Below are 15372 nucleotides of genomic sequence, written 5' to 3' on the forward strand. Positions count from 1 at the left end.
TGTGACGTCATCCTTGATACGGGGCCGGCCGCGGCGCGGGACCTCCCACATATCCGTGCGGGTGGTGCATGCCGTGGTGGGTGGGGCGGCCGGGGTCGTGTGGCTGGTGTTGCCGGTGATGACGATCAAGGGGGAGGTTCCGGTTGCGGCCGGCCGGGGCGAGCCCGTCGCACGTGCCTCCGTGCAGGGCACCGAGCCCGAAGCCGCACGCCGGTCCACCGCGCAGGACCCTGAGGACCACTCCGGGTACTACTCCGACGGAAGCACCTCCCCCGCCGACCTCGTCCTCCCCCTCGTCGCCGTGGGCGGAGTCGTCGTCCTCGCGGGGTACGGGTACGTCCGCCGTACCCGTAGGGCCCGTACCCGTACGACCCCCGGCGTGGTGTCGCCCCAGCCGCCCGTGACCCCGCTCCCCGTACGGGAACGGCAGGCCTGTACCGCCCTCGTGCAGGCCGACGACTGTCTGCGGACCAGCCGGGAGGAACTCGCCTTCGCCGAGGACCGGTTCGGGGTGGATGCCGTCGCGCCGTTCGCGGACGCCCTGCGTGAGGCCGAGCGGGAGCTCTCCGCCGCGTTCGCGATACGGGTGCGGTACGAGCACGGTGTCCCGGCGCCGGAGGAGGAGGCCGCCCGGCGGCAGGCCCTCGCCGGGATCGTCGGGCGGTGTGCCGAGGCCGGGCGGCGGCTCGATGCCGAAGCGCCCGGGTTCGATCAACTCCGTGCGCTGGAGCGGGACATGGGTGACGCCCTCGGTGTCGCGGAGGGACGGTTCCGGGAACTCGCCGGCCGTACCGGGGCCGTGGAGACCGCCCTCGCCGACCTGGAAGCCCGGCATCCCGCACCCGGCGCCCCGGCCGCCACCGCCGTCACCGGCTACGTCGAACAGGCCAAGGACCGGCTCGTGTTCGCCACCACGCACCTCAACCAGGCCCGCCAGGCGACCGACCTGGGAGACACCGGCAGAGCGATCCGCGACCTCCGCGCCGCCGAGGGGGCCATCAGCCAGGCCGACACCTTCCTCACCGGCGTCGAACGGCTCGCCAACTCCCTGGTCGAAGCGGCCCAGTTGGTACCGGCCGCCCTCACCGGCGCGGAGGCCGAGCTCGCACGGGCGCGGGCCGCTACCCCCTCCGGCCTCGCCTCCGCCCACGCCACCCTTGCCACCGTCCGCGAAGAGCTCACCAGCGATGCCCCCTACGACCCTCTCGACGCCCTCCGCCGCATCACGCGGGCCCTGCTACCGCTGGGTGCAGGCCGGGACGGCGTCCTCGGTTTCGCCGCACGGCTCGTGGCCCGCACCGACATCAGCGCGGCCGACGGCTTCGTGGGCACGCACCGGGGTGCCGTGGGCGTCGACGCCCGCACCCGCCTGGCCGAAGCGCAACGGCTGCTCGACACCGACCCCGCCGCAGCCGACGCACTCGCCCTGGAGGCACGGGAGTTGGCCGAACAGGACGTCCGGATGCACGGCAACCCGTACGCCGGTGTCGCCGACGAGCACACGAGCGGGGTCGGCGGTGCGGTCCTCGGCGGAATCCTCCTGGGCGAGGACCCGGACGGCGGGCCGCCCCTCGGCTTCGGCGGCCCGGACACCCGGAAACGGCGGGGCCTTCCGCCGACGTAGCACAGCGCGGCCGGAGCCGGAGCCGTCAGAACAGGCTGAGCAGCGCCTCCGCCGGGTCCACCATCCCGTTCTCCCCATCGGGCAGCGGCAGTTCGAACCACACCGTCTTGCCGCGTGGCGTCCGGCGTGAGCCCCAGGCCGCCGAGAGGAGGCCGACCAGTTGGAGGCCCCGGCCGCCCTCGTCCGTGTCGCGGGCGCGGCGGCGGCGCGGCTGGACGAGGCCCGCGTCCCAGACCTCGCACACCAGGGTGCGGTCCAGGAGGAGGCGGAGCCTGATCTCGCCCTCGCCGTAGCGCAGCGCGTTCGTGACCAGTTCACTGACGAGCAACTCGGCGGTGTCGACGAGGGGTTCGAGGTCCCAGGACTGGAGGCGGCCGCGGGCGTACTCGCGGGCGCGGCCCACGCTGCGTGGTTCGCGCGGGAGGGTCCAGTCGCCGACGGAGTCCTCGGGCAGGCCCTGGACGCGGGCCATGAGGAGCGCGATGTCGTCCTCGCCGTGGTGGGTGTCGAGGGTGCTGAGGACGTGGTCGCAGACGTCCTCCAGGTCACGGTGGGTGTCGGCGTTCAGGGCCGTCTTGGCGTGCGGCTGGTCGTCGGCGGCCGGGTTGCGGGTCGCCGGGTCCGTCAGCGCGCCCACGAAGGCCTGGAGTCCCTCGTCCAGGGGGTGGTCGCGGGATTCGACCAGTCCATCCGTGTAGAGCGCGAGCAGCGCGCCCTCGGGGAGTTCGACCTCCACCTCCTCGAAGGGCTCGCCGCCGACCCCCAGGGGCATCCCCGGCGGGACGTCGAGCATCAGCGCCGCCTCGCCCGGTTCGACCAGGACCGGCGGGAGATGGCCCGCGTTGGCGAAGGTGCAGCGCCTGGTCACCGAGTCGTAGACGGCGTAGATACAGGTCGCGAGGTACACCTCGGAGAGGTCGGCCTCGCGGGGGCGGCGGGCGGCCCGGGTGGCCTGCTGGACGCCACCGGGGGTGCCGAGGCCGCGGGCGATCTCGTCCAACGCGGAGAGCACCTCGGCCGGTTCGAGGTCGAGGAGGGCCAACGTACGGACGGCGGTGCGGAGTTCACCCATCGCCACCGCCGCGCGCAGCCCGCGGCCCATCACGTCGCCGACCACCAACGCGGTGCGGTGGCCGGGGAGTTCGATGACGTCGAACCAGTCGCCGCCGACCTCCGTGGCCGCGTTCCCGGGAAGGTAACGACACGCGATGTCGAGGCCGGACGCCTCCGGGTCGCCGGGCGGGAGCAGGGACCGCTGCAGTATCAACGCCCGTTCGTGCTCGCGCCGGTACAGCCGCGCGTTGTCGATGCAGACGGCGGCCCGCGCCGCCAGCTCCACCGCGAGATCCCGGTCCCGGTCCCCGAACGGCTCGCTGCCCTTCGTCCGCGCGAACTGCGCGAGTCCTACGACGGTGTCGTGGGCGACCATCGGCACGGCCAGCGTGGACTGGACGAGGCCGCCCTCCTCGGCGGGCACGTACTGCGGGCGGGCGGTGCGCAGGGCGTCCGCGCAGGGCGAGTTGAAGGGGTAGTGGTGGACCGCGCCCACGGAGACGGGGGCGCCGCCGCCGACGAAGGGGGCGTCGGAGACCGCGCTGGCGAAGGCCACCCGGCGCAGTTCGGCGCTGCCGTCGGCGCGGCCCGGCGGGGTCTCGTCGCCGGCCAGGAGGCCCTGGTAGAGGTCGACGGTCGCGAGGTCGCAGAAGCCGGGGACGACGACGTCGAGGAGTTCGCGGGCCGTGGTCTCCAGGTCGAGGGAGTTCCCGATGCGGGCGCCGGCCTCGTTCAGAAGGGCGAGATTGCGCCGCGCGGAGGCGGCCTCGCGGGCGGCGGCGCGGCGCTCGGTGACATCGGTGCCGAGCCAGGCGATGCCGATCGGACGGCCGCTTCCGCTGTGCACGCGGTAGAGGTTGATGGACCAGTGGCGGCGCTCGTCGGAGCCCGGCACCAGACCGGTGACCTGCATGTCCGTGATGGAGTTGCCGGTCTCCAGGACGCGGCGCAGGGTCGCGGTGATCCGCTCGGCCTCGGGGCTCTGCAGATAGTCGTGGACGCCCCGGCCGCGGTGGTCGTCGGGGGTGCCGCCGAAGGTGTTGGCTATCTGCTGGTTGGCCCGGCGGACCCGCAGGTCGGGGTCGATCAGCAGGAACCCGAACGGAGATTGACCGAATATCGACTGCGACGCGGCGAGATCCGTCTCTATGCGGCGCAGGATGCGGACGTCGACGACGATGCAGACCGCGGCCCGCTCGCCCTCCTCGGTCCGGGTCGGCATCACATAGACCTCGGCGAGCCCCTCCTTGCCCGGCTCGCCCTCGGCGCTCTCCGGCGCCTTGAAGGGCACCACGCCGGTCCACTCACGGCCGTCCAGGATCTCGGCCATCTTCCGCTGGCCGTGCTCGTGCAGTTCGGGATCGACGAACGCCTCGATGGGATCCATGCCCACCGCGCGCTCCGTGGAGATGCCGAAGAGCTGCTCGGCCCGCAGGCTCCACTGGTCGACGAGCCCGTCGGGGCCGATGGAGAAGGACGCGACCTTGATGTAGTCGTAGATCGAGCCGGGTGGACTGCTCTGCCACATGGCGTCGCCGACGGACAAGGAGTCCTCGGCGGGCACGTCGATGTAACCCGCGGCCTCAGCCCTCGCGCGGTCCGACGGGTCCTCGGACTCCGTGGCCTTCGCTGGTATCTCGCTCACGCGAACCGTCCCCTCCAGCTCACCGCGTCCGGCACCAGTCACCGGGGGCGGCTGCCCGCAGTATCCAGCACTACGGCGCCGCACAACACGGTGTTCACGATCACAGGACAATCCCGATGCATTTCGGACCTGCCTGCGACAACACTCCCAGTCTTCTAACCAGCGGACACGCAGTCGAACCACGCGGATCGACAACCGTCACAGGCCTGAACCAGTCGATGGACACGCCTGTCCGGTCCGTACAGGTCGGATCACCCGGGTACGGCCAGCTCGAACCACACCGTCTTGCCCGTTTCGCCCGGCCTGGTACCCCAGCGGACGCAGGCGCCCGCGACGAGTTGGAGACCCCGGCCGCTCTCGTCCTCGGGGCGGGCGACGCGCTCGCGGGGCGGGTCGGGCAGCGGGTCGGAGACCTCGACGAGGAGCACACCGCCCGGCCCCTTGGGACGGACCAGCCGGACACCGATAGGGCCCGTGGCGTGCCGCAACGCGTTGGTCACCAGCTCGCTCACGAGCAGCGCCGCGATGTCGGCGAGCGCGTCGAGCTCCCAGTCGCGCAACTGGCCGCGCACCGCCGAGCGCGCGGTGCGGACCGCCCCCGGGTCCGCGGGGAACGTCCACTCGACGCAGTCGCCTTCGGTGTCGATCAAGCCGATCACATCCCGGGCCAGCCAGCACACCCATGTCCGATTTCATGGGGTTAATGGGCACATACCCGATATCTCGGGCCCGGTACCGTCCCCAAGGGCGCACTGTGGCACGAACGGCGTACGCCGAGCCCGACACGCTCCCCCGACATGCAGGGCTGCTACTTCGACGCGCCCCGGTGCCGAGGGGGCGATGGCTTCCGGGCGCCGGGGTGGCGAGAGGGGACGACAGCTCCGGCGGGCTGAGGTGACGAGAAGCGACGACAGTTCCGGCGGGCTGGGGGGCTGAGAACCGGCGAGGGCTTCAGCATGTCCAGGCGTCCCGGCAGGCAGACAGCCGACTCGGCGCGCCCTCCTATCGGGAGTTGGCGACGCCCTCAGCGCGATCGGGCGTCGAGCGCCGCCAACCACCTAGCAGCACCCTCGCGTCGAGAGCCAGCGGCAGCCTCAGCGGGCCCGGGCATCGAGCAGCGCGAGTGTCTCCCGTACGGCCGGCACGTCCTGGTCGAGCCAGTCGACGGTCCAGATGTCGGCGGGGGTGAGCCAGCGGAGTTCGTCGTGGTCTTCGAGGGGGTGCGGCTGGGGTGAGCCGGGGCGGAGGCGGGCCGTCCAGACCTGGAGGGTGTACGGGGACTTCAGGGGCCATTCGCCGGGGACGCGCTCGACGGTCTCCGCGTCGACGCCGAGCTCCTCGCTCAACTCGCGTACCAGCGCGGCCTCGGGGCGCTCTCCGGGTTCGACCTTGCCGCCGGGGAGTTCCCAGCGTCCGGCGAGTTCGGGGGGTGCGCTGCGGCGCGCGGCGAGGAGGCGGCCGTCGTCGAACAGGGCGGCTCCGACCACCACGATCCGTGTCGTCATGCGCGGGAGCCTACGGGGTGCGGTCAGTTGCGGGTCGCGTCGCCGTGCTGGCCGATCCGCTCGACCCAGTAGAGCTGCTTGTGCCCGCGGTCGTCGAGGCTGTCCGCGATCTTCTGCGCCTCGGCGCGGGTCGCGTACCTGCCCACGCGGTAGCGATTGCCGTTGTCGTCCTGCCGTATCACGAGCCAGGGCAGGGTGATCGTGTTGTCGTTCATCGCGCCCCTCCGCTTCCAGCTCGCGGTTCGTGCCGTGCCCCACCCCATAAGGAAACCGCAATCCGCATATGCCGGAGCCTACGCCTAACCTTCACGCAGCGAATACGGCTTTTCACAAAGAGGTACGCAACCAGCCAAGACGCAGGGGGCGCACACCGATGAACGCGCCGTTGGCGCACCTCGATGCTTCCGGTGAGAGGCACGCTACAGGTGCCGTGAACGACCTGCGAGAAAGACCGGAATCCAACGGCCCGCAGGGCAGGGCGAATTGACCGGTTCCGCCGACAAGCCGGACCAACTGCCGGGAAGCGTGCGCTACTTCACCTGAAACGCACTACGACGCACCACACCGCACGCCCCGTTGCACCACTCGGTGCGCCGCTTCACCACCGCTGCCGGTGCGCTACTTCACCGGCAGGTGATACGCGATCCGGTACCGGTCCGCCGGGACCACCACGTCGGCCGTCTCCACCGGGCGCCCCGAGGCGTAGTACGTCCGCTGGATGACCAGGACCACATGCCCGGGGACTCCGCCCAGGGCGAGCAACTCCTCGGCGAGGCCCGGCCGGGCGCCGACCTCCTCGGTGACGTTGTCGACGACGACGTCGATCGCGCGCATCCGCTCGACGACCCCCATCCCGCCGAGCGGTCCCTCCTCGGGCAGCATCACGGGCGTACGTCCGGTCACCGCGAGGGGCTCCCAGGACGTGGAGAGCATCATCGTCTCGCCGGCGTCCCGGAACACGTACTTCGTGCACATCACGCGCTCGCCGGGCTGGAGCGCGAGCCGCTCGGCGATGGTGCCGCTGGCCTCGGCCTGCTCGCTGCTGGACTCCCAGGTGCCGCGCGCCTCGCCCTCGGCCTGCTCCTGCCGGAACGGCGTCGCACCGGCCGGCGGCCGGAACCCGGAGCGGGACACGCGCCGCGGCACGGGACGCTCGCGCACATACGTCCCCGACCCGGAGCGGCCCTCGACCAGCCCCTCCGCCATCAGCACCTTGCGCGCCTCGAGCGCGACCGTGTCGGAGACCCCGTACTCCTCGCGGATCCGAGCCTGCGAGGGCAGCCGGGTGTGCGGGGGCAGCTGGCCGTCGACGATCTTCTTGCGGAGATCACCCGCGACGCGCAGATACGCCGGCTGCTCACCGAATGTCACTGGCCGCTCCCATCAGGTTGTACAGACAGCAACAGCCTGGCAACCGTGGGTTGTGCCATGCAAGCAAAGGCCAGAGAATCACTCGATGTGATGACTTATGCCCGGCGTGGGCTTTACCCAGGCACTTTCTCCCCGCTATAGGAGCCGTCACACCTCCATGCCGCCGGCGTCTCCCCCGCCGTCCCCGCCGCTGTCGTTCCCGTCGTACGACGGAGGGGTCGTGGCGAGCCCCAGAGCCTTGCGGGCGGTGACGGACTTCTTCGGGTCGATGAGGTCGGCGCCCTTGTCGTAGTGGGCGTAGAACTCGTCGGCGTCGGAGGCCGTGGCCGCCTTCGCCCACTCCTTCTGCGCCGCCCGCAGGTCCTTGACCAGGTCCGCGACCGGCTGCTTCGACGCGGCCGGCCACTCGTGGCCCTCCAGCTGGTCGGCCTGCCGGGTCAGCGCGGTCGAGACGCGGCCCGCCCAGGCCCGGTGTCCCGGCAGGTCGTCCTCGACGTACTGCGCGTCGGGCGCCGAGTCCAGCGCGGTGTTCAGGACGTGAGCCGCTTTCAGATACGCGACCTGGTCCTGGTCGAGGGTCGTGGCGTCGTTGCGCAGCGAACCGCCGGGCAGGCTCGCGTCCTCGTCCGTGTTGCCGAAGACGCAGGTGATCTCGCGGTCGCCCAGGCTCCAGCTCTGCGAGGTCGGGGTGACGTAGTAAATGTCCACGTCATCGGGTACGGCCCAGCCGTCCATGGCGTACGCGTCCTGGAGGGCGTAGCACTTGTCGTCGGCGGTGGCCGTGACCTCCTTGTCCCCGGGGTAGCCGCCGCCGTCCATCTGCACGACGGCGAACACCTCGCCGTCGTGCTCGACGGAGCAGGGCACCACGTCGAAGTCGTACGCCCGGCCCTCCAGCGAACCGCTGGGCGCGTCGAAGCACTCGCCCTTCGCGGGCGAGGCGCTGGTGTTGTTGCGCGCGCTGTCCTTCATGTCGTCCCAGAGGCCGGTCGCCGCGCCGGTCGCGCCGAGCACCCAGACCATCAGCCCGAACGCCGACAGCACCATCCCGGCCGCCGCCATGCTCCGCCCGCGCTCGCCCCGCTTCTTGATCTGGTTCAGCGCGATCAGCCCGAGGACGACTCCGACGCCCGGTATGCAGCACAGGATCCCGAGCACGAGCGCGGCGACGGACATGCCGTTCAGGGGCGCGGGGTTGTTGTACGGGGTGTAGCCCTGCCCCCAGGTCTGATAGGGCTGGGGCCCGTAGGGGCTCGGGGGCCCCGGAGGGGTGTGGGAACCCTGGGGGTACGGGGCGTAAGGGCTCTGCGGCGGTGTCCCGTAAGGGAGTTGGGGCTGTGCGTACGGCGGCGGGGCGTACGGGTCCTGCGGCTTCGACTCCGGCGGGGCGTACGGGTTGTACGGGGTGGCTGCCTGCGGGGTGGGAGACGGACCCGGGGCCGGCGGCTGGTCCTGGGGGCTCTCGGGGCCCTGGGTGGACGGCCCTTGGGGCTCCGGAGGCGGAGGTATGGACACGGGTACCGTGCTCCTGGTTCAGGCGGGGATCTCCGGGGGGAGCGCTGGAGATCTTCAGATGCGGGACTGTCGTACGACTTGGCGCATGGTAAGCGTGAGATGAGCGGGGGCGGTATGCGGGTTGCGCGGGGGACGGTACGGGCGGTGAACGCGCTTGCCGCGCGGTGGGCCGGGGCTGATCATCGGGGGCCGGGGTGCCGACGATAGCCTTCCCGTGCGCGGGGACGTGATCTTGCGCTACGGGATCCACGGGGGCGGAATTGGGAGCGGGGCGGGGCGCGATGGGCGGGGGAACGGCGGGTCGGGGCGCGGTGGTCGAGGTACCGGCGACGGGACGGACGGTCGACGCGGTCAATCGGCTGACGGCGCGTTGGGCGGAGGCGCTGAGCGGTGACTCGGCGGTCCACGGCCCGGCCTCCCCGCTGGCCGGCGCCACGGTCTTCTCGGCGGCCGGGGTGTGGCCGCTGCTCGCGTTTCTCGCCGACGGGGCGTCGGGGGCCGCGCGGGCGGAACTCGCGGACGCGGTGGGGGTACCGGGCGACCAAGCTGCCGCCGCCGCACGGGAGTTGCTGGCCGGGATGGCGGCGATGCCTGGCCTGAACTCCGCACTCGGGCTGTGGACCGGACCCGAACTGGCCGTACGGGAGGAGTGGCGGGCCGGGCTCCCGGCGGGCACGCACGGCGTACTGACCGAGGATCTGCCTTCCTGTCAGCGGGAGTTGGACGCGTGGGCCGCCGAGCGGACGGGCGGGCTCATCGAGCGGATGCCGGTCGCGCTGGACGAGGGAGTGCAGCTGGTCCTGGCGAGCGCGCTCGCGCTGCGGACCGAATGGCCGCGCCAATTCGGCGAGTTGATGCTCACCCCGGACGCCGGACCGTGGCGGGGGCGGCGGTTGGCCGGGCTGCACCGCACCGGTGTCCGGCTCGACCGGGTCGGCGTGGCGGGCGGCCCGCACGGTCATGTCACCGAACTCAAGGTCCCCGGCGACAACGGCATCGACGTCCACCTCCTGCTCGGCGAGCAGCACATGACCCCGGCCCAGGTGCTGGGCACGGGAGTCGAGATCCTGGCCCGCCGCATCCCCGTGGTGCCCGGCGGCCAACTCCCGTACGGGGACGTGGGACCGGGCCTGCGGGTCGAGCAACAACGCTGTGCCACACCGCAACCGCCGGAGCTGTCCGTCACGACCGTGGCGTACGACCTGCGCGCGCGGCACGATCTCCGTTACCTGCGCGGCCTGTTCGGGCTCACCACGGCGCTGGACCCGAGGGCCGGTCACTTCCCCGGCATCAGCCCGTCCCCGCTGGCCATCGGGCAGGCGGAGCAGTCGACGATCGCCCAGTTCGGCGCCCTCGGCTTCCGCGCCGCCGCGGTCACCGCCGTCGCCACGGCCCCGGGCGGCGCCCCGCCGGACCTCCGCTGCACGACCACCGTCGTCAGGGCCCGCTTCGACCGCCCCTTCGCCTTCCTGGCCGTACACCGCGAGTCCCGCCTGGCCCTGACAGCCGGGTGGGTCACCGACCCGACCCCGTACGGGAACACCCCGAACCCCACGCCCTGATGCGGCGATACGCCTCCCTCTCCGGTCGTAGCGGGAGGCACCCGCCCGCTGCGACAGACCGACCGACCCGGGCAGGGGAACCCCTCACCCACCCCCGTCCGTGGTAACCCCCCGCGCGCCCTCCACTCCCGCTCCCCGCCGCACCCCATCGTCGAACGGTGCCCAAACCCACCCGCCTTCTGCTCCCCCTCCTCGCCGCCGCCCTGTTCCTCCCGCTCACCCTCTCCCCGGCGGTCGCCGCGCCCCGCGCCCATCCCCGCGCCGACTGCGGCACCCCCGGCTGGACCCCCTCCGCCACCCGGATCGACCCCACCGACACGTACCACCCCTACGTCGGCAACGGTTACCTCGGCACCCGCGTCTCACCCGCCGGTGCGGGCTATGCCGCGACCGGCGAGAAGACCGGGTGGCCGCTCTACACCCCGCGCTACGACGGCACGTTCGTCTCCGGCCTCTACGCCCGTGGCCCCGCGAACACCGCCGGGCGTGAGGCGCTCGCCGGGCTCCCGAACTGGACCGGTCTCGACGTCACCGCCGGCGCCGAGACCTACGGCGACCGCGGCCGGGTCTCGCACTACCGCCAGGCCCTCGACCTCCGCTGCGGCTCCGTCCGTACGTCCCTCACCTGGACCACAACCGACGGCCGCCGCACCGACCTCGTTTACGACGTCCTCGCCGCCCGCGACGCCCCGCACACCGGCGCCGTACGCCTGCGCGCGACCCCGCACTGGGACGGTCGGCTCACCCTCACCGACCGGCTCGACGGGCGCGGCGCCCGCCGGATCACGCGGACCGACGGCGGACACCTCGGCGACCACACCATCGGCGTGGCCTTCCGCACGGACGGGACAGGCGTCGACGGGGCCGTCGCCTCCGTGCTGGACGCGCCGGGGCGTGGTCAACGTGCCAATAAACAGGGCGAGTTGAGCGCCAGCCAGGCAAGCGTCGTCCCTGTGCGCTCCGGGCGGACCTACACCGCCACCAAGTACGTCGGCGTCGACACCTCCCTCACCTCGCCCGATCCCCGGTCCGCCGCGCAGGACGCCGCCGTCCGGGCCGCACGGCGCGGGTGGGACGCGCTGCTCGCCTCGCACACCGCCGCGTGGCGGGCGTTGTGGGCGTCGGACATCGAGGTGCCGGGACATCCGGATCTCCAACTCTGGGTCCGTTCCGCCCAGTACGGGCTGCTGTCCGCGCTGCGGTCCGGCGCCCGGAACAGCATCGCGCCCGCCGGACTGACCAGCGACAACTACGCGGGCATGGTGTTCTGGGACGCCGAGACGTGGATGTTCCCGTCGCTGCTGGCCACCCACCCCGACCTCGCCCGCCCGGTCCTCGAATACCGCTACCGCACCCGCACGGCCGCCGCCGAGAACGCCGCGAAGACCGCCGTGAAGGGGCTGTTCTTCCCCTGGACGAGCGCGAGTCACGGTCGGCTGTGGAACGAGTGCCAGAGCTGGCAGCCCCCGCACTGCCTCACCCAGAACCACCTCCAGGGCGACATCGCCCTCGCCGCCTGGCAGTACTACCTCGCCACCGGCGACCGCACCTGGCTCCGCACCCGGGGCCGGCCCCTCCTCAACGGCCTTGCGCAGTACTGGACTTCACGGGCCACGAAGAACACCGACGGCTCGTACTCCGTCAAGGAGGTCGCCGGGCCCGACGAGTACAGCAACGGCGTCGACGACGGCGTCTACACCAACGCCGTCGCCGCCACCGCCCTGCGCGCCGCGACCGACGCGGCCCGCGCCCTCGGCACCCCCGCCCCCAGCGACTGGCTCACCGTCGCGGACCATCTGCGCATCCCCTACGACCCGAAGCGCAGGATCTTCCTGCAGTACGACGGCTACAACGGCTCCCAGATCAAGCAGGCCGACACCGTGCTGCTGATCTACCCGCTGGAGTGGCCCATGCCGGCCGGTGCCGCTGCCGCCACCCTCGACTACTACGCGGGCCGCACCGACCCGGACGGTCCCGCCATGACCGACGCCGTCCACGCGATCGACGCGGCGGCGATCGACGAGCCGGGCTGTGCCGCGTACACCTACCTGCGGCGGGCCTACCAGCCGTTCGCGCGCGGTCCGTTCGCCCTGTTCTCGGAGTCGCGCGGTGACAAGGCGGGCGCGTCGGACCCGCTCGCGGGCTCCCCCGCGCAGGACTTCCTCACCGGGAAGGGCGGCTTCCTCCAGGTCTTCACCCACGGCCTCACCGGGCTGCGTCTGCGCCCCGACACCCTCCACCTCGACCCGAGCCTGCCGCCCCAACTCACCGACGGTGTACGCCTGTCGGGGCTGCGCTGGCGCGGGCGTACGTACGACATCGCGATCGGGGCGAAGACGACGACGGTACGGCTGCGATCCGGTGCGCCCTTCGTGCTGGACACCCCCGAGGGGCGCCGCACCCTCTCCGGCACGGTCACCCTGAAGACCCGGCGCCCCGATCTCACCCCCACCGCCGACCTGGCTCGCTGTCACCCGGCGACGGCGACCTCCTCGGTCTCCGGCCGCTACCCGGAGGCGGCGGTCGACGGCAGCCCCGCGACCTCCTGGTCCCCGGACGCCGACCGCGGGTCCCTCACCGTCGACCTGGGTCACGCGGAGCGCGTCGGGACGGTGCGGCCCACCTGGACGAAGCGGCCGACGTTTGTCACCGTCGAGGTCTCGACCGACCGGCGGACCTGGCACGCCCCGGACGGGACACCCGCGCGGTATGTCCGCGTCAGCGTGCGGGGCGGTACGGGTGCCGCGCTCGCCGAACTCGACGTGCGCTCATGACCGCCCAATCTCCTTGGCAACGGGCTCGGTCGGCTCGCCCGCCAGCCTGCGCTGCTCCTCCTCGACGATGCGGCGGGCCAGGGACGCGTCGGAGATGTCGATCGCGTCCGGCGTCGCCTCCGCCAGGTCGCTGCGCCGGGCGAAGGCGTCGAAGAGGCGGTCCTTGTTCTTGAGGATGGTCAGGAGCCGGTCGTCCACGCTGTCGGCGGCGAGCATGCGGTGCACCTGGACCGTGCGTATCTGGCCCATGCGGTGGACGCGGGCCACGGCCTGGTGCTCCACCGTCGGCTTGACCTGGGGTTCGCAGAGGATGACGAGGGAGGCGGCCTGGAGGTTGAGGCCGACACCGCCGGCCTCGATCTGGGAGAGCAGGACGGCGTGGCCGGCGGCCTGGGTGAAGTCGTCGACGAGCTGCTGTCGCCGGGCCGCCGGGACGCTGCCGGAGATGGGGCCGAACACGCCCTTCTCCAGGGCCTGTTCCACCGCGGCGAGGACGTCACGGAAGTAGGAGAAGACGACCACCTTCACGCCGTTGTCCGCGGCCTCGGCGACCAGCTCGCGCAGGCGCTGGAGCTTCGCGGACTTCTCGGGGTTGGCGTAGGCGGCGCGGCGCATCGCCATGAAGTTGCCGTCGCCGACCGCGCGGTCGTACGCGTCGCGGTCGGCGGCGCCCAGCTCCACCCACTCGTCGACCTGGACCAGGGCGGGCAGTTCGGTGAGCACGTCCTTCTGGTTGCGGCGCAGGTAGGCGGGGGCGACGGACTTGCGGAAGGCGTGCGGTCCGGCCGCCGCCGTGCCGTTGCGGACGGCCGGCAGCAGGTCGGGGCGGAGGTGGCGGACGAGGGTGCGGAACTCCTCGACCCGGTTCTCCATGGGGGTGCCGGTGAGGAACAGGACGCGGTCGCAGCGCTCGGTCCACAGGGCGACCGATTTCGTACGCCGGGTGTCGGGGTTCTTCACGTAGTGGGCCTCGTCCACGACGAGCATGCCCGGGGTGGGGGCCGTAGGCGCGTCGGTGGCCGTCCTCCTGCCCTTGGGTGACGGGTCGGCCGGTGCGGGCAGGGTGTGCAGGGTGTCGAACGTGGTGATCGCGACCCCGCCGCGCTCGCCCCACTCCGCGTAGGCCTCGTGCCGGTCCGGGCCGTGCACCGGCAGCGCGCGCAGGGTGCTGCGGGTGCGGATCTCACGGGTCCAGTTGATCAGTACGCTGGCCGGGCAGACCACCAGGAAGTGGTGCTGGCCCTCGGCCGCGAGGTGGGCGAGGGCGGCGATGGCCTGGACGGTCTTGCCGAGCCCCATCTCGTCCCCGAGGACGACCCGGCGCTGGGCCAGGGCGAAGCGCGCCCCGAACGACTGGTATCCGCGCAGGGAGACCCGGCGGTGGGTGTCGTCCAGCGGCTGGGCGTGCACGCGCTCGGCCAGCTCCGCGGGGAGGAAGCCCTCGCTGGCCGCGAGGTCGGGCTGCTGGCCGTCGACCTCGGCGAGCTGGCTGTAGTACTCGGCGGAGCGCAGCTCGAAGTCGACCCAGGCCTCGATCTCGGAGACCGACGGGCGCAGCAGGTCGGTGGAGGCCTGGGCGATCAGCAGGCGTGCGTCCTTGGCGGCCGGGTCGCCGACCAGTTCACGGATCTCGGCGACCGCGGCGAGCGCGCCGTCCCTCCGCCTCCGGCTGGCGAGCGCCATCAGGAGCTTGCTGCTGGCGGGGCGGGCCACGGGGAGCAGGGCGCCGAGCCGTTCGTCGAGCCGGGTGGCCGCGTCCAGCGCGCGGCGCAGCTCCGGGCCCGCCTCCACGAGCCGTTGCAACGCGATGACCAGGGCGGTGGTGCGGGGCTCGGGGTGGTCGACGTCGATGCGGACGGAGACGGTCTCCGCGACGGCGCGCGCGATCTGCCGGGCGGCGGCGAGCGCGCGGTCGGCGGTCTGCTGTCCTACGCCGGGCAGTTGCCGCAGTTCGTACCGGCTCGCCTGGTGCACCGCGCGCACGGAGGTCAGCCCCGCCGCCTCCACCGCCCCGAGCCGCAGCCGGCCCTCGGTGACGTCCTTCAGGCGGGCGACCGGGATCGACTCCAGCTCCTGCGCGACCAGTTCGGCCCGCAGGGGCTCCAAGGCGGAGCGGACGGCGTCGAGTGCGCGCGTGTGGTCGGCGCGCAGGGTGCGCGCCACGTCGTACAGCTGCGTGCCCCGCTCGCACAGCTCCCTGGCCCGCCGTCCGGCCCGCGGAATCTCGCCCTCCATGTCACCCCCCCCTCCCCAGTCGTCCCGGTGCCCACCCATCGTGGCACGCGCCACTGACAACCGGACCGGGACGGCACCCCCGGCCGCC

At 72.8% G+C, this 15372-nt stretch carries 10 protein-coding genes; 3 read left to right on the forward strand and 7 right to left on the reverse strand.

What is annotated here, in order from left to right; translation table 11 throughout:
• The first annotated feature begins 1 nt into the window (after window position 1).
• Entirely contained in the window at window positions 2-1624 is a 1623-nt protein-coding gene (locus OHT77_RS16945; protein WP_328829306.1) for a hypothetical protein, read from the forward strand.
• Between the two features lie 25 nt (window positions 1625-1649).
• Here OHT77_RS16945 and OHT77_RS16950 read toward each other — a convergent pair whose 3' ends face one another.
• The 6 genes from OHT77_RS16950 to OHT77_RS16975 all read right to left on the reverse strand — a co-directional run bounded on the left by OHT77_RS16950 (window position 1650) and on the right by OHT77_RS16975 (window position 8713).
• Entirely contained in the window at window positions 1650-4322 is a 2673-nt protein-coding gene (locus tag OHT77_RS16950) for a SpoIIE family protein phosphatase (RefSeq protein ID WP_328829307.1), read from the reverse strand.
• Window positions 4323-4573: 251 nt separating this feature from the next.
• The gene (locus OHT77_RS16955; RefSeq protein ID WP_402022617.1) at window positions 4574-4981 is read right to left on the reverse strand and encodes an ATP-binding protein; all 408 of its coding nucleotides are present in this window, start codon (window positions 4979-4981) and stop codon (window positions 4574-4576) included.
• 435 nt (window positions 4982-5416) lie between these two features.
• Window positions 5417-5827 carry a (deoxy)nucleoside triphosphate pyrophosphohydrolase gene (locus tag OHT77_RS16960; protein WP_328829309.1) on the reverse strand — a complete coding sequence of 137 codons (411 nt, stop codon included), beginning with the start codon at window positions 5825-5827 and terminating at the stop codon, window positions 5417-5419.
• 23 nt (window positions 5828-5850) lie between these two features.
• The gene (locus OHT77_RS16965; protein ID WP_328829310.1) at window positions 5851-6042 is read right to left on the reverse strand and encodes an SPOR domain-containing protein; all 192 of its coding nucleotides are present in this window, start codon (window positions 6040-6042) and stop codon (window positions 5851-5853) included.
• Between the two features lie 403 nt (window positions 6043-6445).
• On the reverse strand, window positions 6446-7198 hold the full coding sequence (locus OHT77_RS16970; protein ID WP_266772134.1) for a GntR family transcriptional regulator: 753 nt from the start codon (window positions 7196-7198) through the stop codon (window positions 6446-6448).
• 147 nt (window positions 7199-7345) lie between these two features.
• Complete coding sequence (locus OHT77_RS16975; RefSeq protein ID WP_328829311.1) at window positions 7346-8713, reverse strand: DUF4190 domain-containing protein; 1368 nt, start codon at window positions 8711-8713, stop codon at window positions 7346-7348.
• Between the two features lie 281 nt (window positions 8714-8994).
• On the opposite strand from OHT77_RS16975, the gene OHT77_RS16980 reads away from it, so the two are divergent.
• Together OHT77_RS16980 and OHT77_RS16985 are read left to right on the forward strand one after the other, a co-directional pair.
• Window positions 8995-10275, forward strand: a complete 1281-nt coding sequence (locus OHT77_RS16980) for a serpin family protein (protein ID WP_328829312.1) — start codon at window positions 8995-8997, stop codon at window positions 10273-10275.
• A 158-nt stretch (window positions 10276-10433) separates the two neighbouring features.
• On the forward strand, window positions 10434-13049 hold the full coding sequence (locus OHT77_RS16985) for a discoidin domain-containing protein (protein WP_328829313.1): 2616 nt from the start codon (window positions 10434-10436) through the stop codon (window positions 13047-13049).
• Here OHT77_RS16985 and OHT77_RS16990 read toward each other — a convergent pair.
• Window positions 13044-15284: a DEAD/DEAH box helicase gene (locus tag OHT77_RS16990; protein WP_328829314.1), complete on the reverse strand. Its 2241-nt coding sequence runs from the start codon at window positions 15282-15284 to the stop codon at window positions 13044-13046. The genes OHT77_RS16985 and OHT77_RS16990 overlap by 6 nt on opposite strands.
• Window positions 15285-15372 lie beyond the last annotated feature (88 nt).

The organism is Streptomyces sp. NBC_00252 (genome assembly GCF_036187565.1).
Taxonomy (GTDB): Bacteria; Actinomycetota; Actinomycetes; order Streptomycetales; family Streptomycetaceae; genus Streptomyces.

Coding starts and splice junctions, on each gene's coding strand:
- OHT77_RS16960 (WP_328829309.1), bottom strand. CDS start 5,827: ATGACGACACGGATCGTGGTGGTCGGAGCCGCCCTGTTCGACGACGGC.
- OHT77_RS16965 (WP_328829310.1), bottom strand. CDS start 6,042: ATGAACGACAACACGATCACCCTGCCCTGGCTCGTGATACGGCAGGAC.
- OHT77_RS16980 (WP_328829312.1), top strand. CDS start 8,995: ATGGGCGGGGGAACGGCGGGTCGGGGCGCGGTGGTCGAGGTACCGGCG.
- OHT77_RS16990 (WP_328829314.1), bottom strand. CDS start 15,284: ATGGAGGGCGAGATTCCGCGGGCCGGACGGCGGGCCAGGGAGCTGTGC.